Raw genomic sequence first — 21,810 nt, 5'->3', positions numbered from 1 at the left:
GGACAGCTGTCCAGTACCATTCCAACTATATACTGTATTAGGGGCATTAGGCATATACACTGTGTCCTCTTACTCCCTATCTTCTATTATTAAACTTTTATATAAATTGGTTGTCCATATTGGACACTAAGGGCTAAACCCTTGATATGACTGGTCTAAAGGGTGTCCAACAGGTGTCCATCACGCGTCCAATAAAAAAATTAATGGACACTTAAAAAAAATAAATAAAATTTCTGTTGGACACTTAGGCCTATAAATGGACACCTATTGGACACCAAAACCCTTAAATTAAACCTTCAAACTCGGTTTTAATAAAAGCTAACTGGCGACCATATTCTTTACCGAATCTGAGTCTTCCATCTTTAGTTTCAGCATATCTTTCCCAACCTTTTAAATTAGAAAGTACAGCTTTTATTTTGTTTAGTTCATATAAAGGTAATTTAGATATAGATCCATTCAAGCACTCAACCCAAATTTCTAATGGGCTTATCTTATCCCTCATAACTAAATCAGTTTCTTCATCTAATAAATCAAAATCACTACTATTCATAAACATTCTTCTATCTTCTATTGATTTAGAATACCAATCCTCTGTAACAGGCTTTTCTAAAAATGATTCAATAACACCTTGATAAACTTGTTCTTCTGTATGTTTGCCTTGTATTTCTCTCATTTCGTTCTCAAGTTCAGGCTCTAAATAGAGTTCTTCACCTTCATTATAGAAGTGAACAGCTTCTGCCCATATTTGGTCTATATCATGCTTAGTTATCTTCGACCATTTAACTTCTACTTTGTCTGGATTCACTGTCATTGGCCAGAAACGACGACCACCTGTTTCATCTCTTAAGAAATCAACTTTGTTTGTTGTACCTATAAAAATACACTGTCTTGGAAAATCTTCTATATAATGGCCATACGCAACGCGGAAACGATCAATCTGTTTAGAAATGAAATGCTTGATTGCTTCTACTTCTGCTTTACGTGTCGCTGCTAACTCTGCCATTTCCATTAACCAAACACCTTGAAGTGCCTCATATGCTTCCTTACCTGTGACTGATACCAAACTGTCTGAGAACCATGCGCCACCTAGCTTTTTAAGTAATGCTGACTTACCAACACCTTGAGGACCATAAAGAGTTAACATGTAATCAAACTTACACCCTGGATCCATGATACGAGCTACACCTGCAGTTAAGGCCTTACGTGTTGTTGTGCGATTAACCCTTGTGTCTTCTACACCTAAGTACTTAACGAATACGCGTTCAAGTCTTGGTTGTCCGTCCCATTCAACGTTATTTAGATAATCTTTAACTGGATGATATTGGTTTTGTATAGCTACGGATATTATGGCATCTTTCGTTTTACCTGAATGGTGGATATCATAGACCTTTTCAATGTAACCACGTAGACTACTATCATCGCCGTCTTGCCATTGACGCTTTTTATTTTCACTGTTCCAAGGCGTTTTACCTAAACATTCAATCTGTTTTGTAAAGGCATTAAACGCTACTTTACCTTTTAAGTTAGGATCATTACGTAAGATAATTTCAATATTTGGAATAGTTGATTTAAATGCACCTTTAGCAGTGATTTCTAGTGTTTCATTCCACTCACTATTAATGTCTAAATCCTCATTATCTATTGCGTCAAAATCTTCAAATGCATCACTTATTTTATCGTTAACAAGTTGTTTAGCGACTTGCTTATCTTTTTGTACTTTCGCTGCCATTGCCTTGTAACTTGGCATACGGTTAATAGGTGTATTTTCGTCCACATCTTCATCTTGTGCACCGAATAGGTGAATACGGATAAGGTCAAAGCTATTAACCAATTGGCTACTCACTGGGTCAGTGTTGTGATGTGAATATGCAAACTTCCCATTCTCATATAATACTAAGCCACCAGCAGTTGAGCCCTCATGGAATGTATAGCGATTTTCACTATGGTACTCATATCGTTCAGGTATGAATGCCTCAATAGCATCTTCGATTGAGTATGCTCTACAGAATGCACCAACGATACCAGGCTTGTCCTCAGGGTCTCCTTGTTTATCTGCAAGTCTTTGTGTTCTGCTTTCTTCTCGACTTGATGTTGGCCATTCAAGTGTATCTGTCCAATCGTTGTATTGATTGAGTAGTTTATCAGGATCTAGCAGTGGCAAATCTTCGTAATCAAAATAGAAATCTGCGTCACTACTTGTTGAAGGCCAATACATTAAACGGTGTGGTTGATATGTTGTATCATCAAAGTAATCCATACCGACCATATCCGCTACTTTACGGCCAACTGCTTCGTACTCATCTGCGTTTACATTACGCTTTAATGGAACTACTAAACGTAATCTAGGACTTGTTTCTCTATGTTTATGTGTTGAGTAAACAGCATATGCAAAGTTGTAGAACATACTCATAATGTCTGTCATATCTTGAGCTGCAAAATCTAAATCAAGTGTTAGCATTGAACGATTCATCACTTGACCTGCTTGTCTGCGTCCTTCTTTCAAGTATCCTCCAACGAACCCGCCGACATCTTTAATGCCAGCTTGTTCAGATTTGGACATCTTATTGTACTCGACAAGACTTTCTTTAGTTCTAACTGTACGAGATAATTTTGTTAAGAAGTCCGACCATGCCATGTTGTGATTCGTCCAGTGCTTAGCAAGCCTTGAAGACGCATAAGCATAAGTAATGTCACGATCATTCTTTAACTGCTCAGGTTCTTTTACTTTGTCGAGCATTTCTATAGCTCCTTTCTTAATTCTTATCTTCTACTTTATGTGTAATCGTTATCGTTTTTAAAAACGTGGATATTGCGCCACAAGCGAATGCTGAAATAGTTAAAAACATATCAACTTCAGTCCCTATATTTAAATTAAATACATACAATACTAGTTTGTAGATTGCTACAACAAGCAACCCCCATACAAAAGCTCTCATCTACTTACCTCCTGTGTTGTACTTTTCCATTCGAGAATGTTTAGTTAATACTCTATTAAACTATTTTGTTTCAAATTCTTTATCCTTTAATAATCTTTCAACTTCATGTTGGAGAATTATATTTTTCTTCGATAGTTCAAAAATTTTTTCATCTTTTTTACTCTCTATTACAGCCACAAAAATTAGTAGTGACAAAAATATAAATCCTAGTAGTATAGTTGCTATAATCCAGAACGTCATTCACTCACCTCATAATCTGTCGGGTACTGATCCACCGCATCGTTTGCTTGTCTGCGTGTAATAATTTCATTCGTAACGTATTTACTTAACTCGTATAGGGTAATGATTAGTAGTGTTTTGAGTATTTTCATATCATCGACTCCCCAATCCTAATATGTCTGCTCTCATCTTCTTTACCTCGAACTCATACATATCAGCTAATTCTTTTGCGTCTTTGTAGGTATCAAACAATCTAACTCTTTCAGTATCTAGTGTAGTTGTTACAATCTTTTCCATATGGTTATCACCGTATACTTGTACTACTTCATTAAACATCCTGTTCTCATTGTTAACTACAACGTAATAGTATCTACCTATCTCCAAATTACTCACTGTCCTTTCTTATACTTTTAATCTCCCAAACAACAATCATGGTCAACATAGGTATGGCGAGTTGTATATCTCTGATTGTTATCAAAACCAGTGGAATTGCGGTTAAAATGTTAACAAAGAAATATCCCGCACCTTCTTTAATCCTTATTACATAATGGATACATATAGCTCCAAAACCCAGTATCACCATGTTAGTTAAAAAATATAAGTCCATCTACTCACTGTCCTTTCCTTAATCGTTTTCTCATTTCTTCTACACTAAGATTATTTTTATCTCCAGATACTTCGTTATAACTCAACGCCTCTTCCTTACTCTCTGCACTCACAATCTCGTAACGCTCATTCTCACGTGGCTTGATGACTTCAGTGAAAGTGTGACCGGTTGAGTCGGTTATGTGTCGGATTAGGTATTGGGTCATAATATGGACCAACTATCATCTAAATCCCGATTTCTGACGCTTTCCACTTCACTAGTATTTACGAATGTTTCACGACCTATTTCATCTTTACAAGGTATAAAACCATTATCAGCATGTGTAACAATTCTTACCACTTCTCGCAACTCATCTTGAACATTCGGTTTATACCATTGTCCCGATTTTGTAAATATCCATATACCTGTGTTCATTTCCTCAACACTTCCTTTACCTTTTGCAATATGTCTTTATCCTTACAAGTCTGATTCTTTGATGAATGTTCCATTGATTGTTTTTCCTTTTCTTCCTTTGATTTCGTCATACGCGTACTGCAAACACTCCTCGATTGTCATACCATGTTGTTGTGCCAATATAATTAATGTAACGACTGTATCGCCTATACCGTCTTTTAGATCATCTAGTTTATTACGTGATAAAGCTGCTCCAACTTCTCCAGCTTCTTCATAAAATTTCAATGCTTGTCTATCAGGATTACCTTTGTGTAAGTTTTTATCTATACTCCATTGTTCTACTTGTTTTACTAATTCGTTCATATTAATTAGCTCCTATTCTGGTATAATTTATTTATCTATGTGTAAAGGGGTGAAAATAAATGGGATTAACTAAAGATGCTAAATATTTACTTATTTCGATCTACAAAATCTACAAAGATAAAAGAAAAGATAACTTATCTAAGTCTGAATCTAAATATTTTGGTCATGCAGAAGAATTACATTCAAACCACTTCGATGATTGGCATATGGAAGACTTTTTAGATACTTGTAGAGAATTAAGCAGAAACGGTTACTTAAAATGTGTATTTGCGAGTAATACTATTGCGTCAATCAATCTTACTGATGACGCTATTGTTTTTAACGAAAATCGCTATAAGAATAACTACAGACAACTAGTCCAAGATATCGGAGATTTTAAAAAATTAATTTTCTAACAATCTACGGACCAATCATCAGCTATTAAGTCATTAGCAGAAGGTTGCCAATATCGCGTGATATTTTTTCCGTTACTTCCAATAACGATACATTGTAAAAAACTATCATTTGTTGGCAATACTTCTACTCTATGATTTTCTTTCCATTCACTTCTTGTCATAGTTACTAAATGTTTCGTTGCTAACTTAGTTGCATCTTGTATGTTCATCTACTCACCCTCCTTAATCCCAATACCATCCAACTTCGCTCTAAAATACTTATACGTGCTGCTCGATGGTTTGTTGCCGATGTGTTGGGAGATTTCGGATAGTAGCGATTTATATTTATCACTATCTTCTTTATACATATCTGCGTAACCTTTTAATTCCCAATTTAACGTTCTTGCATTAGCATTCTTACGTTCCAATGTTTTAATACCATCTTCCAACCTACTAACCTTTGCTTTATACCATGATAGATCGTCTATCAATGTATCTCGTTCTGTTTTGTATTGTTGAGCCATTTTATTTGCATGAGTTAAATTTTCACTTAAACTTTCGTGCGCCTTTTTGTACATTTCAATTTCATATAACGCCATTTCATAATTAATCACTCGCCATCACTTCCTTTTATTTTGTTCTCTTTCTTGTGAATCACCTAAATATGTGAAAATGCACAAAAACGCTATAGATAACAAACCATATATTGCTACTAAAATCTTTAATATAATCACCCTCACCACTCCTTTACATAGTTATCCACATTATCAATAGTATGATTGCCAGTATGATTACGACTGCTAGCCAAACTGTGAATTGTTTCATTCTTCGACCAGCTTTCTTGAATATTTGCCTTTTGGTTTTGTTAATGTTTCTTCAATACTCCAACCACTATTCAACCTATATGTTATAGTTTTAGGGTGTAGACCAGTGATTTCAGACCATTCTGTTAAACACAACGATTTATCATCATATTCTACTTTTCTATTATTACCTCTATTTCTTTGTTGCGTTTTCATATCAACCCATCTACAGTTATTAGGTTCATAATTTCCGTTTCCATCTATCCTATCTATAGACAGACCGTTTCTATAACCGTTGCTCATAGCCCATTTATAGAAGTTTTCAAATTTATCCCATTCATTACAAACACTTATTCCACGACCACCATAATTTTTGTAGTACTTACTATTAGGATTTGAGCATCTATACCTCATATCACACCAAACACCATTTAATTTCGTGCCATTCTTGCCATGTATGATTCTATGGTTTTTCATTCCTAATCCCCTCCATTATCTTCCTGTTCCGTTTTATATCCTCACGTGGTACTGCTACGATTACATAGCGTTTATTTACCTCCATTGTGAATCCACGAACTCCTTTATCCTTTAACATTCTTACCACTTCTATACTGTTCATCCCAGTAGTGTCTAATTTATATTTAACTTTTATAGTATCGGATAGGATCATAGTGCTAACTCTTTCTCTATCTCTGCAATGCTTACTTTTTCAGCTATCAATCGTGTGCCTTTATCTTTATTCTTCAATGTAGGTGAACTCATAAACATTATCGTTTGTTCAGATACGCCTAACTTCTCTGCACATTCTTTTCGTGTCCCGTGGCAAATAATGTCATCGCCTTTATAAATTACGTATTCATACCTTTGTTTTCCGCCAGCCACTTACTTCACATCCCAATTATCATATGCACGTTCGATATACCATTTAGCTTTAGCTACATCCTCTTTACCATTCTTATGTGGTGAACGTGCTAAATACTTAATCGCATTGCCAATATGATAAGCTACGTTAGGATTGTAGTGTTGAGTTACCTGCTCAATGAAATCTATTACTTCTATATCTCCGTAGTTATAATGTGATGGGTGGTTAACTTTATCGTTACGCTTACGTTGTTGTAAGTCGTTGGATAATAATTTTATTGCTTTCTCCGTATTCTCTTTATCAAATCCAATACTCTCCGTCTTACCTTCAATACTCTTAGCCCATAACTCAAACTCGTTATCATCTGTGATGTCGTATAAATTACCTAATGAATTGATTGTAGCTACATTGTCGCTATCATCGTTGAATACTATTTCTTCCACACGTCCTACAACAGTCATGCCATTATTATTCTCACTCTTACCAATGTCATACACAATTACGTATCTATCTAAGTCTAATTCTCTAATATTCATCTACTTCACCACTTTCGGAAATACATCATTCTCTGCTAAATGTTCAAACCACTTACTTCTACGCTTAGCGTCCTCTATCATCTGCAGACGTTCCTGTTCCTTACGCTGCTTATGTTCTTCCAACTCAACCTTACGTTCAGCACGCTCTCTGTCCTCTGCATTGAGTCTGTCCACACCTTGACGTTGGTCATACTTTCTAATGTAGTTTTTTAAGTGTCGTCTACCTTTCTTCGCATGATATTTAATTTTCACACAATGGATACCAAGTTGTTTCGCTTCCTTGTAATCTTCTACATCCACAAACACTTCTTCGTTATCATCTATCATCACGAAACATAAGTTACCTTTATCATCTTTAGCTCTACTTAAATTGATGTTCATTAGTTCCAATCCTCCAATTCACTGGCCAAGTTATATAGCGCTTTATATGCTGTGTCATATGCTTTTAGTTGGATGTCATCAAAATCACTTTTATCCATATCACTTAATTGGTCAATCATGCCATCTGCTATTTCTAAATTTTCTTCATTCATTCTCTCGTCCCCCTAGAATCCTCTATCTATAATTGTCGGCTCTTCAAATCTAATCACTTTTGCGTCAGTATATTCATCTTCTTTAGTCGGCATTTCATCGTAAATACGGTCCTCTATCTCACAATTCTCATCATTAGCATTTGCCGGAAAAGTATAAGACTTCTCGTATGTCACGTTGTATCTAATCTTGATTGTTTCTTCATTCATCGGAATCACCTAATCTTTCATATAAAACGGCGATGTAAAACCATCACAATTTAAATTTAGACCTTCTGCCCAAGAAACAGGGTGGCTCATGAGTGTTTCAATTTCCGCTAAGCCATTTGATCCTTTTTCTATTTCTACAATTACCTCATCGTGAACATGTCCTACTGTTTTAAATCCAGCATCTTCAATTCTCATAAGAGATATGGCTAATATGTCACGTGCTGTAGCTTGTACAATGTTCTCTACAAGTTTGCCACCGTAGGTTTTTTGTATTGACCATCTACGATTAAGATCTAACCCTCTAAACTCTACGACATCGCTGCCCCAGCAGTTTTGTCCTAATTTGGCTTTCGGATAAGCTAGCGCACGACCACTTGGAAGTTCTATCATTAGAAAACCTTTCTTCATATAGAATCTAAGTCCATGTGTATAGTGCTCTGTTCTCTTACGTACTGTTTGAATTGCAGCATCTTGGCAACCTTTCCAAAACTTTACAATATTAGGATTGGCCAATCTCCAACTATCAACCAAAGGTTTTAATTCTTCTTCAGTTAATCCCATTTCAAGTGCGCCCATTGCTTTTAATGCACCAGGTCCACCTTGATAACCTAAAGCAAGTTCGGAAACTTTACCTTTTTGTCTAAGTGGGTCGCCTTTAGTAATCGAGTCAACAGGAACATTAAACATTTGTGCCGCAGAGGCCTCATAAATCTTGCCGTGTGTATTAAATACTTCAAGTCTCCATTGCTCTCCCGCATACCAAGCTATTACTCTTGCTTCAATAGCTGAGAAATCACTTACGGCTAACTCGTTACCTTCATCTGTAGTAAAGGTTGTTCTAACTAATTGGCTTAATAAGTCTTGTGGGTGAACATCGAGTATAATTGATAAATCATCGAATTCTTTTTTCTTTATCATTTCTCTAGCAATATCAAGTTCGGTATCACTGATGTAATGTTTCGTTAGATTTTGTAATTGAACTCCACGCCCTGCCCATCTGCCAGTGCCTGCACCATAAAACTGAAATAAACCTCGTACACGTTGATCACTACACATCATGTCGTGCATTTTGTTATACTTTTTAACGCTTGTTTTAGACATTTGTAATCTTATTTCTAGCATTAGTTTCGCTTTACCAGTTGCTTTTTTGAGATAATCTTTTACCGTTTTCTTCTGTAAATTTGGTATGTCTAAACCTTGTTCAGTGTTTAACCATGCAAGTAATTGTGTGGGGCTGTTTGGATTATCTAAACCAGTAATACGTTTCGCATCTTCAATAAGCGATGCTTTACTGATACTGTCAAGCTCGTTCGCACCAAGCATTAAGTCTTCTGAAAGTTTAATACCTCTATCATTAATTTGTTGATCTACTGCCCAATATCTTTGCTCAATTGAAGGCACTTGAAAGTCCTTAATTTTTTCTGCTACATTCATTTCTACTTCAACGTCTCTAATACAGTAGTCAATAAACATTTGCCATTTCTCTTTATCGTGTTCAGGTAAGTTACGTGTTCTACCACCATTTATTTTGGTAGGTTTACAAGGCTTACTAAAATAGTTAATCAAATTCTTGCCCGATTTATCTTTTTGGTCTTGTAAGTTTAAAACTTCGCCAACTTTATCGAGAGAGGCGGGTAATCCTATTCTTGTCGAATTAACCATCGTACACACCCACTCATTTGGAGGCATTTCTGTATTAAAATGTTCAGCTAAACAAATACGTTCAAAACTTGCGTTAAATGCGTATTTTTTAATGTCACTATCTAGCAACGCTAATTTAAACTCTTTATATAAAAACTCATCAATGTCGTACATATCAATTGCCTTAACAGGACTACCGTCAAGTGAATAAGCAATAATTAGTATTTCAAAATCTTCTGCTTCTGCGTATTTATAAGCACCTGTCTTACGAATGTCAGCGCTACTATATGTCTCGATATCAACATTCATTGTTCTTGTCATGTGTTGCACCTCAATTTGCTTATAATAATAGCGGGGCAATTGCACCCCGCTTATTTACTTATAGTAAGTCGTCGTCATCTGAGTCTAATTCATCAAAATCATCTTCTGCTTTACTTGCGCCACTTAATGGCTCGCCTTTTTCGACTAATTGAATATTGTTTAATCCTGCTGCAATACCTTTATTACCGTTTGCGTTATAACCATAGAAGTTAATTGATGCTCTAATGTAATCTCCACTTACTAATGAGCCTGGCTCAGTAAGTTTGATTTTATTCTGATCAATCACTCCTGGTTGATTTGCACTTGTAGCATTTAAGAAATAAGCATTTTCGTAGTTAGGGTCATCTTCACGATCAATATCGCCATCACGTAAAGGTGTTTTCAAGTTGTTAGGCACTTTGCCATTCCATTTGCCTTTTCCTGCTTCTTTAGCTTCTTCAATTGCTTTTTCAATTATTTCAATCATTTGTGTATCAGATTTAGGAATGATTAAGCTCACTGAATATTTCTTAGGCGCGTCTTCATTCATGCTGTGAGCCTCAAAGATATGTGCGTATGATGCTCTTACTTTACCTGTGATTACTTTAGTTCCATTTTGTTTTGCTTTCATAATTAAATACCGTCCTTTTATTTTTTATAGTTTGTCAAAGTCATCTTCTGCTTTTTGCTTAACTGGTTGGCGCTTATCTGATTCTGGAGCGAGCGTTAACTTGCCCGGTGGTTTCTCAATATAACTACCAACCATTTGAGAGAATGCTTTTTTTCCAATTTGTTTTTCTAAGTTTGTAATGCTAAGAAGTTTTGTTTCAGTAATATTATTTTTGTCATAACCTTGTTCGGTTAATATCTTCTCTATCGCTTTTGTGTCTGTCATGATACGTCTTGAACGCCCTTCTACTAACTTCCAACCTGGGTATTCTTTATCTTTGTCTGTCATTTCTTCAAGTGCATAACTTTCTACTTCGTCTGCCCATTTCTTGATGTCAGGTATTTTGTGAAGTAATTCAGCTATTTCGTTGTCGCTTAATAAGTGTGCGGGCTTATTAGGTACATCTTGCATATACTCTGCACGGGCTCTACATGAGTGTTTAATCTTACAAAATCTACAATGACTACCAGCTTTAAATTCACCTTTACCTTCAAATGCTAATTCTGCAGTTGGCTTGACTGTGTTTAATCCCCAATCAATTAAGGTGCTTATCTGTAGTTCTTCAGTTGAATAGTTATCAAGTCTTGGCTGAATAATGGTCATTCTTACGGTGTGTATATCATATAAAGAACTGAGAAGTTCATAAGCACCTAACCCATATAATCTAAGTTGAGAGTTGTCTATGGCACTTACTTCTACACCTTTACCGTATTTAAGATCTATGATTTCTAGGACACCACCTGAATACACAATCACGTCACCTGTACCAAACGATTCTGGTACGTATCGACCTAAGTCGAGTCTTGTTTCAAATAATGTTGTTACATCACTGTCTCTTGCTATTGCAGCATTAACACGTTCTTCCACTTCGTCAACATACTTTTCAACGTATTCTCGTAATTCTTCGTTGTAATATTGGTTTTTCGTATAATTTTTAAAAGCCTTATCGTATTCATAGTCTGTTAAATCGTTATACATGTGATTGAAATACAGCTCGCTTAACTCATGTGCGAATGTACCTTCTTCGGCAAAAGTTGAAGTCTTATCTCCAACGCCTTCACTTGCTTTTATACTAGGTGGGCAATTCAACCATTGATTCGCGCCACTCGCACTTAGTTTAGCGTGAGCTCGATTAGAATGGTCTAACCTCATGCAGTTAATCTCGCATTCATAAAGTTCACAATCTCATTGAAGTTATCTTCAGATACACTTGAAAGTTTGCCAGCACCTAGTTCTTCAAGTTTTGTCTTAAATGCTTTTTTATCATTATCGTCCACGTTTTGTATAAATTGTTTTCCTAGATTGAGCACTTCTTCTTTTGTGTAAGTCTTGTCTTCTGAAACCATTTCTTGTTCAGGTTCAGGTCCAATATATACAGTCTTTTTAACTTTAGTTTCATCTTCCTCTTTTGCTTTTTTCATTGGTGCTTCCTTTACAACTTCTTTTAAGGTTGTTTCGTCTACAGTTGATAACTCGACATTCGTTACCTGTAAATTTTTATTTAAACGTTTCATTTCTTCTAGTAAATCTTCTAATATAGCCATTTGCTTTCCTCCTAGTATTTGGTGTATATTTAAGTTGTTAAATTTATTAATCGTTGGACTGTTAAGCGTTGGCGCGCTTAGCGGTCTTTTTTGTTGCCTTTAAATAGTTAATCCAACTGTCCCAAGCCATGTAGCTAAAGCAAACAGCTACCCAGTAAATTAGAAACAAGTGGATAAAGTCTTTCGTGAATATCAAAGCTATGAAGAATATGACTATAGCTGTTGATAATGCTAGTAAACCTCTCATTGTTTAGCCTCCTACATCCATTTTTTACTACGTTTAATCAAATAATCTTCTAGCTTAGCGATATTGATTAGTGTCATGTTAGCTGAGTAATCAACGTATAAACCTTTAATTCCTAAATCATCTTTATCGTATTCTCTAAGCCATTTGTAGACAGTTGTACGACTGACATCGAACATTGTGTGAATGTGTGTTGCTTTGGCATACAACTTCTTAACGAACTTCTCTTCACCTAAGATTGTGTTATCTGGATTAGGTGGTGTTACTATTCTTGGCATAATTATTAACTCCTTTCTGTCGGTTCAGCACCCACATACAACATTCAGTCTTGGCAATGACTAAATAATGTATTGTAGCGTGGCTCATATCATCGCCTACTCTCGCTCATAAATGCTCTATGTGAGCGCTGAAATACGTTTGTTATTCTTTTGGTTTAAATAATTCTTCTGATGTATAGCCTGGGAACAATTTTTTGTTTATTAACATTGCTTGTTCAAAAGTAAATGAATATTTCCCCTTTGTTCTATCTCTTACGGTTGTGTAAGGAATGTTCAAAACCCTAGCTATATCTTTTTCTGTGATGTTATGATCCTTCATCGCTGTAAGTAGTTTTGGATACAAAATAATCACCTCCAAAGATACGATGTTTTGCATCTGTATACGATGTGTCGTATCTACAAGTAATACTATATACGATTAATCGTACACATGCAACCATTTTATTTAAAAAAGTACGATTTTTCGTAATAAAACTCTTTACTTCCTATTTAAATGCGTGTATACTTAATTTATCAAATACGAAATGTCGTACAAACAACGGAGGACTTTACAATGAATAATAGAAGCGAATTTGTAGAAGAAAATATCAAAGAAATGGGCTATAATACACGATCATTTGCGAAAGAAATCGGCGTTAGCTACACAACTTTACGTTCTATGTTGGAAAGAAACTTCGAGGGAGCAAAAATAGAAAATGTTATTGCTGTTGCAAAAGGTGTAGGTGTTACAGTAGATTATTTGTTTAATTTAGGTACTGAATTCGAAGAAGTTGAAGCTGCGCATTCAGAAGAGGACCTTACAGAGGAAGAAATAAAAGAAATTAGAGAATTCATGCAAAAATATAAAAAGTAATTGTATTAGGGGTTGAGAGCATTGCAAATGAGAGAAGAATTATTGAGTAACTATGAAAAATTGAATGTAGTTGAAGTTCAATTTCCTGTAGATAAAGTTAAAGGGTATTATAAAAGAAATAAATACTTACCTAATGGGTTAGTCATTTTAAATAATGATTATGACCATTATATTCAGAACGGTGTATTAGCAGAAGAATTAGGGCATCATGAAACATCCTATGGAAATATCACAGGAGTATATTCAAAAAATGATAATATCAATGCTGCTCGACAAGAATTGAAAGCTAGAAGATATGGCTTTAGATTGGCTGTCCCACTTGAGAAATTGATTAAGTGTCACCAACAAGGTGTATGGGGAGATTTATATGAAATGTGTTTGTTAATGCAAATTGATAGATCATATTTCTATGAAGCTATAGAAGATTACAAAAAACAATTTGGAAACTATGTAAAATATGATGGTTACTTTATTCAATTTGAACCATTAAAAATAAAAGTTATCGATTAATCCAACATACATCGAGTGTCTGTGTACACTCTTATCTAAATGTAAGTTGTTTAATATAAAATAAATTTATTATAAGGGAGAATGCATGATGGACAAAGATTTGAAAAATTTAAATAGCTTGAATAATTCAAGCTATAAAACTAAATGGTATGAACGTAATTGGGTAATAATTTTAGCGCTCATATTCATCTATCCAGTAGGTATTGCTTTAATGTGGAACTTTAAAAAATGGTCGTTTTGGTTAAGAGTGCCTATTACCGCTTTATTTGTAATAATTTATTTTGTTAGTTTTGGAGGTGCTGATGAAACCAATGATGAAACTAACGATGAAGATTTAAAGACAGAACTAGAAGCAACTAAATCTGAAAATAAAGATTTAAAGAGTGATATAAAAGATTTAGAAGACAAAGAAAATGATACAACTAGTATAGCTGAAAACACTAAGGAAGAACCTAGTAAGCAAGAAGATGTAGCAGCAACTGAAGAACCAGAAACTGAAGAACCAAAAACTGAAAAAGATACAAGTAAAGCTAGTCGTGAAGAAAAAGCAGCCTTGAATTCCGCTGAAACATATTCAGATATGATGCATATGTCGAAAGCAGGTATCTATGATCAATTAACTTCTTCTGCTGGTGATAAATACCCTAGTGATGCAGCGCAATATGCAGTTGATAATTTAGAAGCAGATTATGAAGAAAATGCATTGAAGTCTGCTGAAAATTATATTGATATGATGGATATGTCAGATGACGAATTATACAATCAACTTACTTCAGATGCTGGTGACAAATTCACAGAGGAAGAAGCACAATATGCAATCGATAATATAGAAGATTAAACCTAAGGGCATTTAACGATGCCCTATATATTTTTATCTTTTTTAGGAGGAATGCGTTATGTGGAGTGAACAATTCAAAGATAAAAACGGAAAAGTTAAACATCGCTATTACGAGAAGTATAAAGACCCATACACAGACAAGTGGCGTAGAGTTAGTGTTGTTATGAACAAGAACTCTAAAGCCTCTCAAAAAGAGGCTGTGTTGCAATTAGAGAAAAAGATAAATGATAAGCTCACAAAACAATCTTCTTTAGGTACAGCCTCTCTTACTGTTCACACAGCTATAGATAAATGGTTCGAGCATTACAAACTATATAGCGGATCTAAAGCAAGTACCTTAAAAACCAAAAAGGCAAAAGTGAAAAGCGTTAAGTCTGTATTCCCTTCTGATTTATTAGTAGACAAACTAGACTACAATATCTCACAAAAATATTTAGATGAATATTATAAATTAGGATTCTCGCAAATTGTTAATTCAGATGTACTGGGAATATTTAAGCACTCAATAATGCATATGAAGAAAATATATAATCTAAATAATACAGAATATCTAAATGATTTAGTTGTTCCAAAAAAAGTTAAAACTAAAGAAAGTATTGTTAAAGAGCGTGAGAACTATTTGGAAGTATCCGAATTAAAACAAATACTTAAATATCTTAATCACAAAGTTAGCACTACTAATTATAATAGATCTAAACGATTCTACTTTTTTGCTAGTTTAATAATAGAATTCCAATCATTAACAGGATTAAGAATTGGAGAGCTACTTGCAATTAAAGAAAGTGATATAGATTTTACGAACAAAAAACTTAGTGTTAATGGTACAATGTTTTGGGCGAAAAGTGATGAAGGGTTTGGTTCAAAAGAAACTACAAAAACAGATAAAAGTTACAGAACTATTAATTTAACAAAACGCTGTTGTGATATCTTAAATCGGGCTATCACTGAAAATAAAAAATTGAGACTACAAAAAGTGAAACGCAATGACCGTGGTTTTGTATTTAGTGCAGTAAGTGGTAACCCTATTCAATCAACTAGGATTAATGATGTGCTAAGTGAGTGTGTAGATGCAGTTAAATTAGATAAGCATGTCACGACTCATACTTTACGTCATACACACATATCTATGTTAGCTGAAATGGGTATGAGCCTTAAAGTTATAATGAATCGTGTAGGACATAGTAATCCTAATACAACATTAAAAGTTTATACACATGTAACTGATAAGATGGAAAAATCTATGATAAGCAAATTAGAAAAATTAAAAATTGTATAATCTGCCCTTTTTCTGCCCTGAACTAATAAATTAAACACTCTTCATAGCTTGAAACTACTGATACTACAAGAGTTGACGATGGTCGAAGATTTATTACTATAAAATAACATTATATTGTAAAGGGAGGCAATTAAATGTATCAAACAATTATTATAGGTGGCGGTCCCAGTGGACTAATGGCTGCTGCTGCGGCAAGTACTAACAGTGATGATATCTTATTGATTGAAAAGAAAAAAGGACTTGGTCGTAAATTAAAAATTTCTGGTGGTGGTCGTTGTAATGTTACCAACCGTCTTCCTTATGACGAAATTATAAAAAACATACCTGGTAACGGAAAGTTTTTATATAGCCCCTTTTCTGTATTTGATAATGAATCTATTATTCAATTTTTTGAATCGAGAGGTGTCAAACTTAAAGAAGAAGATCATGGACGAATGTTCCCCGTATCAAACAAAGCACAAGATGTCGTGGATACTCTGACGCACACTATTCAACAAAATAAGGTAGACGTAATGGAGGAATCAACTGTTCACTCAATTGCTTACACTGAAGATCAAACATTCCAAGTTACACTCAATGATCAACAACAATTTACTAGTAAGAGTCTCATCATTGCAACTGGTGGTACGAGCGTACCACAAACAGGTTCAACCGGTGATGGTTACAAATTTGCAGAAGCACTTGGTCATACTATAACTGAGTTATTTCCTACAGAAGTACCTATCACGTCTGCAGAGCCATTTATTAAACAAAAACGTCTAAAAGGATTAAGTCTAAAGAATGTAGCTTTATCTGTATTAAAGAAAAATGGCAAACAACGTATCACTCACCAAATGGATATGATTTTCACTCATTTCGGAATCAGTGGCCCTGCTGCTTTACGTTGTAGTCAATTTGTATATAAAGAGCAAAAGAATCAAAAAAAACAAGATATACAAATGCAATTAGATGTATTTCCAGAACTTTCAACGAATGACTTAGAAACACAAATTAGATCATTATTAAAGGAAACACCAGATAAATATGTAAAAAACAGCCTACATGGCTTAATAGAAGAACGTTATTTATTATTTATGTTAGAACAAGCTGGAGTTACAGAGGAAATTACAGCCCACCACATTTCTAACGTACAAATTAATGAGTTAGTTAAATTATTGAAAGGCTTCATTTTTAGTGTGAATGGCACACTGCCGATCGATAAAGCTTTTGTAACTGGTGGCGGCGTTTCATTAAAAGAAATACACCCGAAAACGATGATGTCCAAAATAGTACCAGGCTTATTCTTATGTGGCGAAGTATTAGATATACATGGCTATACTGGTGGATATAACATCACTAGCGCCCTAGTAACAGGGCATGTTTCAGGGACTAATGCAGGCGTCTTTCAGCCATAAGACTAAAAAGTCTGGCTAAATAACTATCATATAACATGACCATTATTCCCATTAGAAACCAATTAACCGCAACATTTTGTGGTTAAATTTTTCAACTAAAAAGGGTCCTATTACGTTTACAGTAATAGGACCCTTAATCTTTATTATACGCTTTTAACGTCTAGACCTTCGTCTCCCCAAGCATCCATGCCACCTTCGACATTTACTGCACGCACATCATTTTGTTCTAAATACTGAACAACTTGCGCACTACGACCGCCAACTTTACATATAATGTAATAAGTTTCATCTTCATTAAAATGGCTTAAGTTTTCTGGAATTTGGTTCATTGGAATTGTTTCTGCGCCTGGTATAATACCCATAGCTGTTTCTGCATCCGTTCTCACATCTACAATATTAACTGGGTTAGCATCCAAAACTTTTTCTTTTAATTCATTAACTGTAATAGATTCCATGTTCAATTCCTCCAAAGATTTATTTAGCTACGATATTAACAAGTTTCTGCGGTACAGCAATCACTTTTTTAATGTCTTTGCCTTCAATTTCACCTTTAATAATATCATTATCAAGCGCTATTTGTTGCATATCCTCTTTTGAAACATCTTTTGAAACTTTAATCTTAGCACGCACTTTACCGTTTACTTGTACAACAATTTCTACTTCATCATCGACTAATAATGATTCATCATATGAAGGCCACGGTTGGTAAGTAATTGTTTCATCATGACCTAGACGAGCCCATAGTTCTTCTGATATGTGAGGTGCAATTGGTGATAACATTTTTACAAATCCTTCAATATACGGTTTGTATATTTCATCAGTTTTGTAACAATCATTGATGAAGACCATCAATTGACTAATTGCAGTATTGAAATTCAAAGTGTTAAAGTCTTCAGTGACTTTTTTAACGGTTTGATGGTAACTCTTATCTAAATTTTTACTATTGTTATTTACCACTTTAATAGAAAGTGAATCGTCTTCAGTAACGAGCAAACGCCATATTCTATCCAAGAAGCGTCTTGAACCATCTAAGCCATTTTCACTCCAAGCTATTGCAGCATCAAGCGGCCCCATAAACATTTCGTATAAACGCAATGTATCTGCGCCATGTGATGTGACGATATCATCTGGATTAATTACATTACCTTTAGATTTACTCATTTTTTCATTACCTTCACCAAGAATCATGCCTTGATTATATAATTTTTGGAATGGCTCTTTTGTTGGTACAACACCTAAATCATAAAGTACTTTATGCCAGAATCTTGCATATAATAAATGTAAAACAGCATGTTCTACGCCACCTATATATAAATCAACTGGTAACCAATGTTTTAATTTTTCCGGATCAGCAAGCATTTGGTCATTATTTGGATCAATATATCTTAAATAGTACCAACAACTACCTGCCCATTGTGGCATCGTATTAGTTTCACGACGACCTTTCATACCAGTTTCTTGGTCTACTACATTTACAAAGTCATCAATATTAGCTAATGGTGATTCACCTGTGCCTGACGGTTTGATTTCATCCGTTTCAGGTAACAATAATGGTAATTCATCTTCCGGTACCGTAGTCATCGATCCATCTTCCCAATGAATGACTGGTATAGGCTCTCCCCAGTATCTTTGACGACTGAATAACCAATCTCTAAGTTTATAGTTAACTTTTTTCGTACCAGCATTTTTCTGTTCTAATAATTCTATTGCTTTTGAAATAGCATCTTCGTTATACAGACCATTCAATTCTCCTGAGTTGATATGAGGGCCATCACCAGCATATGCTTCTTTTGATAAATCCCCACCTTCAATAACCTCAACAATTGGCAAATCAAATGTTTGAGCAAATTCATAGTCTCTTTGGTCACCACTTGGCACGGCCATTACAGCTCCTGTACCATATGTTGATAAAACATAGTCAGCAATCCATATCGGTGTACGTTCACCTGATAACGGATTGACCGCATACGCGCCAATAAATACGCCTGATTTTTCTTTAGAGAGACCTGTACGCTCTAAATCAGATTTTTTCGCCGCTTCTTGTTGATATTGTTTAACTGCTTCTTTTTTATCTTCAGTTGTAATTTCGTTTACTAATTCATGTTCAGGACTCAACACTAAGAACGTTGCCCCATAAACCGTATCAGGACGTGTTGTAAATACTTCAACCTGTGCATCACTATTTTCTACATCAAACGCAATAGCCGCACCTTCTGAACGTCCTATCCAGTTACGTTGCATGTCTTTTAATGATTCAGGCCAATCTAAATCATCTAAGTCTTCTAATAAACGATCTGCATATTCAGTGATTTTTAATACCCATTGTTTCATCGGTCTACGATACACTGGATGTCCGCCACGTTCAGAAACTCCATCTATTACTTCTTCATTTGAAAGCACTGTACCTAAAGCTGGGCACCAGTTTACTGCAACTTCATCAACATAAGCAAGTCCTTTATTATACAACTGTATAAAAATCCATTGCGTCCATTTATAATATTCAGGATCAGTTGTATTCACTTCTCTATCCCAATCATAACTAAAGCCTAATTCTTTTATTTGGCGTTTAAAGGTTTGAATATTCTGTTTAGTGAACTCACGTGGATCATTACCTGTATCCAAGGCATATTGTTCTGCAGGAAGCCCAAAAGCGTCCCATCCCATTGGATGTAATACATTATACCCTTGCATGCGTTTATATCTTGAAATGATATCCGTTGCAGTATAACCTTCTGGATGTCCAACATGTAGCCCTGCACCTGATGGATAAGGGAACATATCTAGTGCGTAGAATTTCTTCTGCCCTAAATTGTCACTTGTTTTAAAAGTTTTAAATTCTTCCCAATAATCCTGCCACTTTTTTTCTATTTGATTATGATTGTAATTCACTACTACTTCCTCCTATTCAATAAAAAAACACCTCAAACTATTATTCATTACTAAGGGACGACTGTGCCGCGGTACCACCCTGTTTCACATTAAATGTGCACTCATTTTAATTAAATAGTTAGAGATGTTATAAATTCACTTTGAGTTCTGGTAAGTTCACTCAAGACTTAACACTAGGTTCCACCCTTCCTAGTTCTCTGTAGATAAGCTCTCAAGTTACTACTCCTATACATTATTAATAATATTTGAAATAAGGGTTTATTTCAAGTGGAAAAATTGAAATATCAGTATATTAAACAGAACAACAGTCAAAAGCATATGTCAACAGTGTACTTACCTTTAAGTGTCATTCGATAGCTTTCTATCATAAATCATTAAAAAAATGAGTGCGATGACTAGTAATACAATCATGCTCAAAAACATTGCCTGCATGTTAAATGTATCGACAACGATTCCACCTAGAAGCGGGCCAAATGCTTTTCCGACTGTAGCCGCAGAATTCACATATCCTTGAAAAGATCCTTCTTTCCCTTTAGGTGCTAATTGATTCGCGATGGTGGGAACAGCTGGCCATACAAACATCTCTCCTAGAGTGAGTATAATCATCCCTACCATAAATACTGAAAATTGTTGTGCAAAGCTCGTCACAAAGAATGAAAGTATAAATATACATATACCCACAAGCATTTGATATTTTAAATTGCCTTTTAATAATTTTATAATTGGTAATATTAATGGTTGTGCGACTAATATCATTATGCCATTTACAGTCCATAGCAAACTATATTGGCCCATCGAAATATTTATTTGCTGTGTAAACGAAGCAATTGTACTTTCCCATTGAATATATGCTATCCAACAAATACTAAACATTACACACAAGAGCGTTAATGCTGTAAATTGCACTCTGTTTTCTTTAGATAATAAACTCATTGCATCATTTGTTTTAACTTTCACATCAAGTTTTATATTAAATTGCGTTACAGCCACAATGGCAAATGCAACATACATTAATAAGTTTGCTATAAAAATATAATTAAAACTCAATTCTGCTACAAAACCACCTGAAGCTGCCCCAATTGCAACGCCTAAATTTTGTGCCAAATAAATGGCATTAAAAGTTTGCCTACCCCCATTGGGCCACACGGCTCCTGCCAAAGCATAAATCGCTGGAACAATCATGCCACCACCAAAGCCTAATGCAACTAACCATACAGCATACCATGGCCAACCATGAAAGAAATTCAATAATGTAGTACTCATTAAACATATGACTGTGCCCATCATTATCGTTCGATAGCCACCCAATTTATCAAATAAGCTACCACCTAATAAATTACCAACAACCATACCAAAAGAATTAATCATTAACACTAATCCAGCGATTGTCAGACTCTTATCTAATTGTTCATTCATATATATTGTGTTTAATGGCCATAAGAAGCTTGAACCTGTAATATTTAATGCCATACCAATAACCAACCACCACACTGATTTAGGCATGTTCATGCACTAAGCCCCTCTCTAAATTTAATTTTCT

The 21,810-nt window shown here is 34.9% G+C and carries 31 protein-coding genes; 6 read left to right on the top strand and 25 right to left on the bottom strand.

The features are described from left to right. Window positions 1–283: 283 nt before the first annotated feature. The 8 genes from QMO72_RS05610 to QMO72_RS05575 all read right to left on the bottom strand — a co-directional run bounded on the left by QMO72_RS05610 (window position 284) and on the right by QMO72_RS05575 (window position 4,518). On the bottom strand, window positions 284–2,737 hold the full coding sequence (locus tag QMO72_RS05610; protein ID WP_103266664.1) for a virulence-associated E family protein: 2,454 nt from the start codon (window positions 2,735–2,737) through the stop codon (window positions 284–286). Window positions 2,738–2,753: 16 nt separating this feature from the next. Beyond that, complete coding sequence (locus QMO72_RS05605) at window positions 2,754–2,936, bottom strand: hypothetical protein (RefSeq protein ID WP_103266662.1); 183 nt, start codon at window positions 2,934–2,936, stop codon at window positions 2,754–2,756. A 60-nt stretch (window positions 2,937–2,996) separates the two neighbouring features. Beyond that, on the bottom strand, window positions 2,997–3,176 hold the full coding sequence (locus QMO72_RS05600; RefSeq protein ID WP_103266661.1) for a hypothetical protein: 180 nt from the start codon (window positions 3,174–3,176) through the stop codon (window positions 2,997–2,999). Next, entirely contained in the window at window positions 3,173–3,307 is a 135-nt protein-coding gene (gene rinB / locus QMO72_RS05595; RefSeq protein WP_103266659.1) for a transcriptional activator RinB, read from the bottom strand. The genes QMO72_RS05600 and rinB overlap by 4 nt, the downstream gene beginning before the upstream one ends. A 1-nt stretch (window position 3,308) precedes the next feature. Then, window positions 3,309–3,491 carry a hypothetical protein gene (locus tag QMO72_RS05590; protein WP_103266658.1) on the bottom strand — a complete coding sequence of 61 codons (183 nt, stop codon included), beginning with the start codon at window positions 3,489–3,491 and terminating at the stop codon, window positions 3,309–3,311. Window positions 3,492–3,766: 275 nt separating this feature from the next. Further along, window positions 3,767–3,967 carry a DUF1381 domain-containing protein gene (locus QMO72_RS05585; protein WP_103266654.1) on the bottom strand — a complete coding sequence of 67 codons (201 nt, stop codon included), beginning with the start codon at window positions 3,965–3,967 and terminating at the stop codon, window positions 3,767–3,769. Beyond that, window positions 3,964–4,176 (bottom strand): hypothetical protein, encoded by a 213-nt coding sequence (locus QMO72_RS05580; RefSeq protein ID WP_103266652.1) that lies wholly within the window; start codon window positions 4,174–4,176, stop codon window positions 3,964–3,966. Before QMO72_RS05580 ends, QMO72_RS05585 begins: the two co-directional genes overlap by 4 nt. Before the next feature lie 42 nt (window positions 4,177–4,218). Then, complete coding sequence (locus tag QMO72_RS05575) at window positions 4,219–4,518, bottom strand: MazG-like family protein (RefSeq protein ID WP_103266651.1); 300 nt, start codon at window positions 4,516–4,518, stop codon at window positions 4,219–4,221. Window positions 4,519–4,577: 59 nt separating this feature from the next. Here QMO72_RS05575 and QMO72_RS05570 point away from each other — a divergent pair, with 59 nt between their 5' ends. Then, window positions 4,578–4,913: a hypothetical protein gene (locus QMO72_RS05570; protein ID WP_103266649.1), complete on the top strand. Its 336-nt coding sequence runs from the start codon at window positions 4,578–4,580 to the stop codon at window positions 4,911–4,913. Here the strand turns inward: QMO72_RS05570 and QMO72_RS05565 are convergent. The 14 genes from QMO72_RS05565 to QMO72_RS05500 form a co-directional block, all read right to left on the bottom strand. Then, window positions 4,910–5,122: a Thoeris anti-defense Tad2 family protein gene (locus QMO72_RS05565; RefSeq protein WP_069832489.1), complete on the bottom strand. Its 213-nt coding sequence runs from the start codon at window positions 5,120–5,122 to the stop codon at window positions 4,910–4,912. The two genes, QMO72_RS05570 and QMO72_RS05565, sit on opposite strands and share 4 nt — an antisense overlap. Further along, window positions 5,123–5,506, bottom strand: a complete 384-nt coding sequence (locus QMO72_RS05560) for a hypothetical protein (RefSeq protein ID WP_103266647.1) — start codon at window positions 5,504–5,506, stop codon at window positions 5,123–5,125. A 207-nt stretch (window positions 5,507–5,713) separates the two neighbouring features. Next, complete coding sequence (locus QMO72_RS05555) at window positions 5,714–6,172, bottom strand: hypothetical protein (RefSeq protein WP_103266645.1); 459 nt, start codon at window positions 6,170–6,172, stop codon at window positions 5,714–5,716. A 189-nt stretch (window positions 6,173–6,361) separates the two neighbouring features. Beyond that, window positions 6,362–6,577 carry a hypothetical protein gene (locus tag QMO72_RS05550; protein WP_002512135.1) on the bottom strand — a complete coding sequence of 72 codons (216 nt, stop codon included), beginning with the start codon at window positions 6,575–6,577 and terminating at the stop codon, window positions 6,362–6,364. Next, a complete protein-coding gene (locus QMO72_RS05545; protein WP_286093252.1) occupies window positions 6,578–7,093 on the bottom strand; it encodes a DUF3310 domain-containing protein in 516 nt (171 codons plus the stop codon). It lies immediately after the preceding gene. Then, the gene (locus QMO72_RS05540; protein WP_103266641.1) at window positions 7,094–7,474 is read right to left on the bottom strand and encodes a hypothetical protein; all 381 of its coding nucleotides are present in this window, start codon (window positions 7,472–7,474) and stop codon (window positions 7,094–7,096) included. Next, a complete protein-coding gene (locus QMO72_RS05535; protein ID WP_286093251.1) occupies window positions 7,474–7,626 on the bottom strand; it encodes a hypothetical protein in 153 nt (50 codons plus the stop codon). The genes QMO72_RS05540 and QMO72_RS05535 overlap by 1 nt, the downstream gene beginning before the upstream one ends. A 12-nt stretch (window positions 7,627–7,638) precedes the next feature. Next, entirely contained in the window at window positions 7,639–7,833 is a 195-nt protein-coding gene (locus QMO72_RS05530; RefSeq protein WP_103266639.1) for a hypothetical protein, read from the bottom strand. A gap of 9 nt (window positions 7,834–7,842) precedes the next feature. Further along, window positions 7,843–9,783, bottom strand: a complete 1,941-nt coding sequence (locus QMO72_RS05525) for a DNA polymerase (protein WP_103266707.1) — start codon at window positions 9,781–9,783, stop codon at window positions 7,843–7,845. Window positions 9,784–9,853: 70 nt separating this feature from the next. Further along, entirely contained in the window at window positions 9,854–10,405 is a 552-nt protein-coding gene (locus QMO72_RS05520; protein WP_103266637.1) for a DUF2815 family protein, read from the bottom strand. Between the two features lie 24 nt (window positions 10,406–10,429). Beyond that, entirely contained in the window at window positions 10,430–11,596 is a 1,167-nt protein-coding gene (locus QMO72_RS05515; protein ID WP_103266636.1) for a DUF2800 domain-containing protein, read from the bottom strand. Continuing rightward, window positions 11,593–11,988 (bottom strand): hypothetical protein, encoded by a 396-nt coding sequence (locus tag QMO72_RS05510; RefSeq protein WP_103266635.1) that lies wholly within the window; start codon window positions 11,986–11,988, stop codon window positions 11,593–11,595. The genes QMO72_RS05515 and QMO72_RS05510 overlap by 4 nt, the downstream gene beginning before the upstream one ends. Before the next feature lie 258 nt (window positions 11,989–12,246). Continuing rightward, window positions 12,247–12,510 carry a helix-turn-helix domain-containing protein gene (locus tag QMO72_RS05505; RefSeq protein ID WP_103266632.1) on the bottom strand — a complete coding sequence of 88 codons (264 nt, stop codon included), beginning with the start codon at window positions 12,508–12,510 and terminating at the stop codon, window positions 12,247–12,249. 142 nt (window positions 12,511–12,652) lie between these two features. Beyond that, entirely contained in the window at window positions 12,653–12,853 is a 201-nt protein-coding gene (locus QMO72_RS05500; RefSeq protein ID WP_046466059.1) for a hypothetical protein, read from the bottom strand. Between the two features lie 210 nt (window positions 12,854–13,063). Here QMO72_RS05500 and QMO72_RS05495 point away from each other — a divergent pair, with 210 nt between their 5' ends. The 5 genes from QMO72_RS05495 (at window position 13,064) to QMO72_RS05475 (ending at window position 17,381) form a co-directional block, all read left to right on the top strand. Next, window positions 13,064–13,363 (top strand): helix-turn-helix domain-containing protein, encoded by a 300-nt coding sequence (locus QMO72_RS05495; RefSeq protein WP_103266631.1) that lies wholly within the window; start codon window positions 13,064–13,066, stop codon window positions 13,361–13,363. 27 nt (window positions 13,364–13,390) lie between these two features. Continuing rightward, complete coding sequence (locus QMO72_RS05490; protein ID WP_286093267.1) at window positions 13,391–13,873, top strand: ImmA/IrrE family metallo-endopeptidase; 483 nt, start codon at window positions 13,391–13,393, stop codon at window positions 13,871–13,873. A gap of 88 nt (window positions 13,874–13,961) precedes the next feature. Continuing rightward, entirely contained in the window at window positions 13,962–14,711 is a 750-nt protein-coding gene (locus tag QMO72_RS05485; protein WP_286093250.1) for an Ltp family lipoprotein, read from the top strand. 58 nt (window positions 14,712–14,769) lie between these two features. Then, complete coding sequence (locus tag QMO72_RS05480) at window positions 14,770–15,987, top strand: tyrosine-type recombinase/integrase (protein ID WP_069854554.1); 1,218 nt, start codon at window positions 14,770–14,772, stop codon at window positions 15,985–15,987. Window positions 15,988–16,121: 134 nt separating this feature from the next. Continuing rightward, window positions 16,122–17,381: a BaiN/RdsA family NAD(P)/FAD-dependent oxidoreductase gene (locus tag QMO72_RS05475; RefSeq protein ID WP_103267130.1), complete on the top strand. Its 1,260-nt coding sequence runs from the start codon at window positions 16,122–16,124 to the stop codon at window positions 17,379–17,381. Between the two features lie 143 nt (window positions 17,382–17,524). Here QMO72_RS05475 and QMO72_RS05470 read toward each other — a convergent pair whose 3' ends face one another. The 3 genes from QMO72_RS05470 to QMO72_RS05460 all read right to left on the bottom strand — a co-directional run bounded on the left by QMO72_RS05470 (window position 17,525) and on the right by QMO72_RS05460 (window position 21,779). Further along, entirely contained in the window at window positions 17,525–17,836 is a 312-nt protein-coding gene (locus tag QMO72_RS05470; protein ID WP_103267131.1) for a rhodanese-like domain-containing protein, read from the bottom strand. 19 nt (window positions 17,837–17,855) lie between these two features. Beyond that, window positions 17,856–20,270, bottom strand: a complete 2,415-nt coding sequence (gene leuS, locus QMO72_RS05465) for a leucine--tRNA ligase (RefSeq protein ID WP_103267132.1) — start codon at window positions 20,268–20,270, stop codon at window positions 17,856–17,858. Between the two features lie 339 nt (window positions 20,271–20,609). Then, entirely contained in the window at window positions 20,610–21,779 is a 1,170-nt protein-coding gene (locus QMO72_RS05460) for an MDR family MFS transporter (protein ID WP_103267133.1), read from the bottom strand. Between the last annotated feature and the right edge of the window lie 31 nt (window positions 21,780–21,810).

It is taken from the genome of Staphylococcus casei (assembly GCF_030294405.1).
In the GTDB taxonomy this organism is placed as follows: Bacteria; Bacillota; Bacilli; order Staphylococcales; family Staphylococcaceae; genus Staphylococcus; species Staphylococcus succinus.
This window is presented reverse-complemented; position numbering and strand designations above follow the sequence as displayed.

Coding starts and splice junctions, on each gene's coding strand:
- QMO72_RS05460 (WP_103267133.1), bottom strand. CDS start 21,779: ATGAACATGCCTAAATCAGTGTGGTGGTTGGTTATTGGTATGGCATTA.
- QMO72_RS05600 (WP_103266661.1), bottom strand. CDS start 3,176: ATGACGTTCTGGATTATAGCAACTATACTACTAGGATTTATATTTTTG.
- QMO72_RS05470 (WP_103267131.1), bottom strand. CDS start 17,836: ATGGAATCTATTACAGTTAATGAATTAAAAGAAAAAGTTTTGGATGCT.
- QMO72_RS05505 (WP_103266632.1), bottom strand. CDS start 12,510: ATGCCAAGAATAGTAACACCACCTAATCCAGATAACACAATCTTAGGT.
- QMO72_RS05520 (WP_103266637.1), bottom strand. CDS start 10,405: ATGAAAGCAAAACAAAATGGAACTAAAGTAATCACAGGTAAAGTAAGA.
- QMO72_RS05565 (WP_069832489.1), bottom strand. CDS start 5,122: ATGAACATACAAGATGCAACTAAGTTAGCAACGAAACATTTAGTAACT.
- QMO72_RS05575 (WP_103266651.1), bottom strand. CDS start 4,518: ATGAACGAATTAGTAAAACAAGTAGAACAATGGAGTATAGATAAAAAC.
- QMO72_RS05510 (WP_103266635.1), bottom strand. CDS start 11,988: ATGGCTATATTAGAAGATTTACTAGAAGAAATGAAACGTTTAAATAAA.
- QMO72_RS05605 (WP_103266662.1), bottom strand. CDS start 2,936: ATGAGAGCTTTTGTATGGGGGTTGCTTGTTGTAGCAATCTACAAACTA.
- QMO72_RS05540 (WP_103266641.1), bottom strand. CDS start 7,474: ATGAACATCAATTTAAGTAGAGCTAAAGATGATAAAGGTAACTTATGT.
- QMO72_RS05515 (WP_103266636.1), bottom strand. CDS start 11,596: ATGAGGTTAGACCATTCTAATCGAGCTCACGCTAAACTAAGTGCGAGT.
- QMO72_RS05610 (WP_103266664.1), bottom strand. CDS start 2,737: ATGCTCGACAAAGTAAAAGAACCTGAGCAGTTAAAGAATGATCGTGAC.
- QMO72_RS05495 (WP_103266631.1), top strand. CDS start 13,064: ATGAATAATAGAAGCGAATTTGTAGAAGAAAATATCAAAGAAATGGGC.
- QMO72_RS05590 (WP_103266658.1), bottom strand. CDS start 3,491: ATGTTTAATGAAGTAGTACAAGTATACGGTGATAACCATATGGAAAAG.
- QMO72_RS05555 (WP_103266645.1), bottom strand. CDS start 6,172: ATGAAAAACCATAGAATCATACATGGCAAGAATGGCACGAAATTAAAT.
- QMO72_RS05475 (WP_103267130.1), top strand. CDS start 16,122: ATGTATCAAACAATTATTATAGGTGGCGGTCCCAGTGGACTAATGGCT.
- QMO72_RS05525 (WP_103266707.1), bottom strand. CDS start 9,783: ATGAATGTTGATATCGAGACATATAGTAGCGCTGACATTCGTAAGACA.
- QMO72_RS05480 (WP_069854554.1), top strand. CDS start 14,770: ATGTGGAGTGAACAATTCAAAGATAAAAACGGAAAAGTTAAACATCGC.
- QMO72_RS05485 (WP_286093250.1), top strand. CDS start 13,962: ATGGACAAAGATTTGAAAAATTTAAATAGCTTGAATAATTCAAGCTAT.
- QMO72_RS05580 (WP_103266652.1), bottom strand. CDS start 4,176: ATGAACACAGGTATATGGATATTTACAAAATCGGGACAATGGTATAAA.
- QMO72_RS05570 (WP_103266649.1), top strand. CDS start 4,578: ATGGGATTAACTAAAGATGCTAAATATTTACTTATTTCGATCTACAAA.
- QMO72_RS05490 (WP_286093267.1), top strand. CDS start 13,391: ATGAGAGAAGAATTATTGAGTAACTATGAAAAATTGAATGTAGTTGAA.
- QMO72_RS05585 (WP_103266654.1), bottom strand. CDS start 3,967: ATGACCCAATACCTAATCCGACACATAACCGACTCAACCGGTCACACT.
- QMO72_RS05530 (WP_103266639.1), bottom strand. CDS start 7,833: ATGAATGAAGAAACAATCAAGATTAGATACAACGTGACATACGAGAAG.
- rinB (WP_103266659.1), bottom strand. CDS start 3,307: ATGAAAATACTCAAAACACTACTAATCATTACCCTATACGAGTTAAGT.
- QMO72_RS05535 (WP_286093251.1), bottom strand. CDS start 7,626: ATGAATGAAGAAAATTTAGAAATAGCAGATGGCATGATTGACCAATTA.
- QMO72_RS05545 (WP_286093252.1), bottom strand. CDS start 7,093: ATGAATATTAGAGAATTAGACTTAGATAGATACGTAATTGTGTATGAC.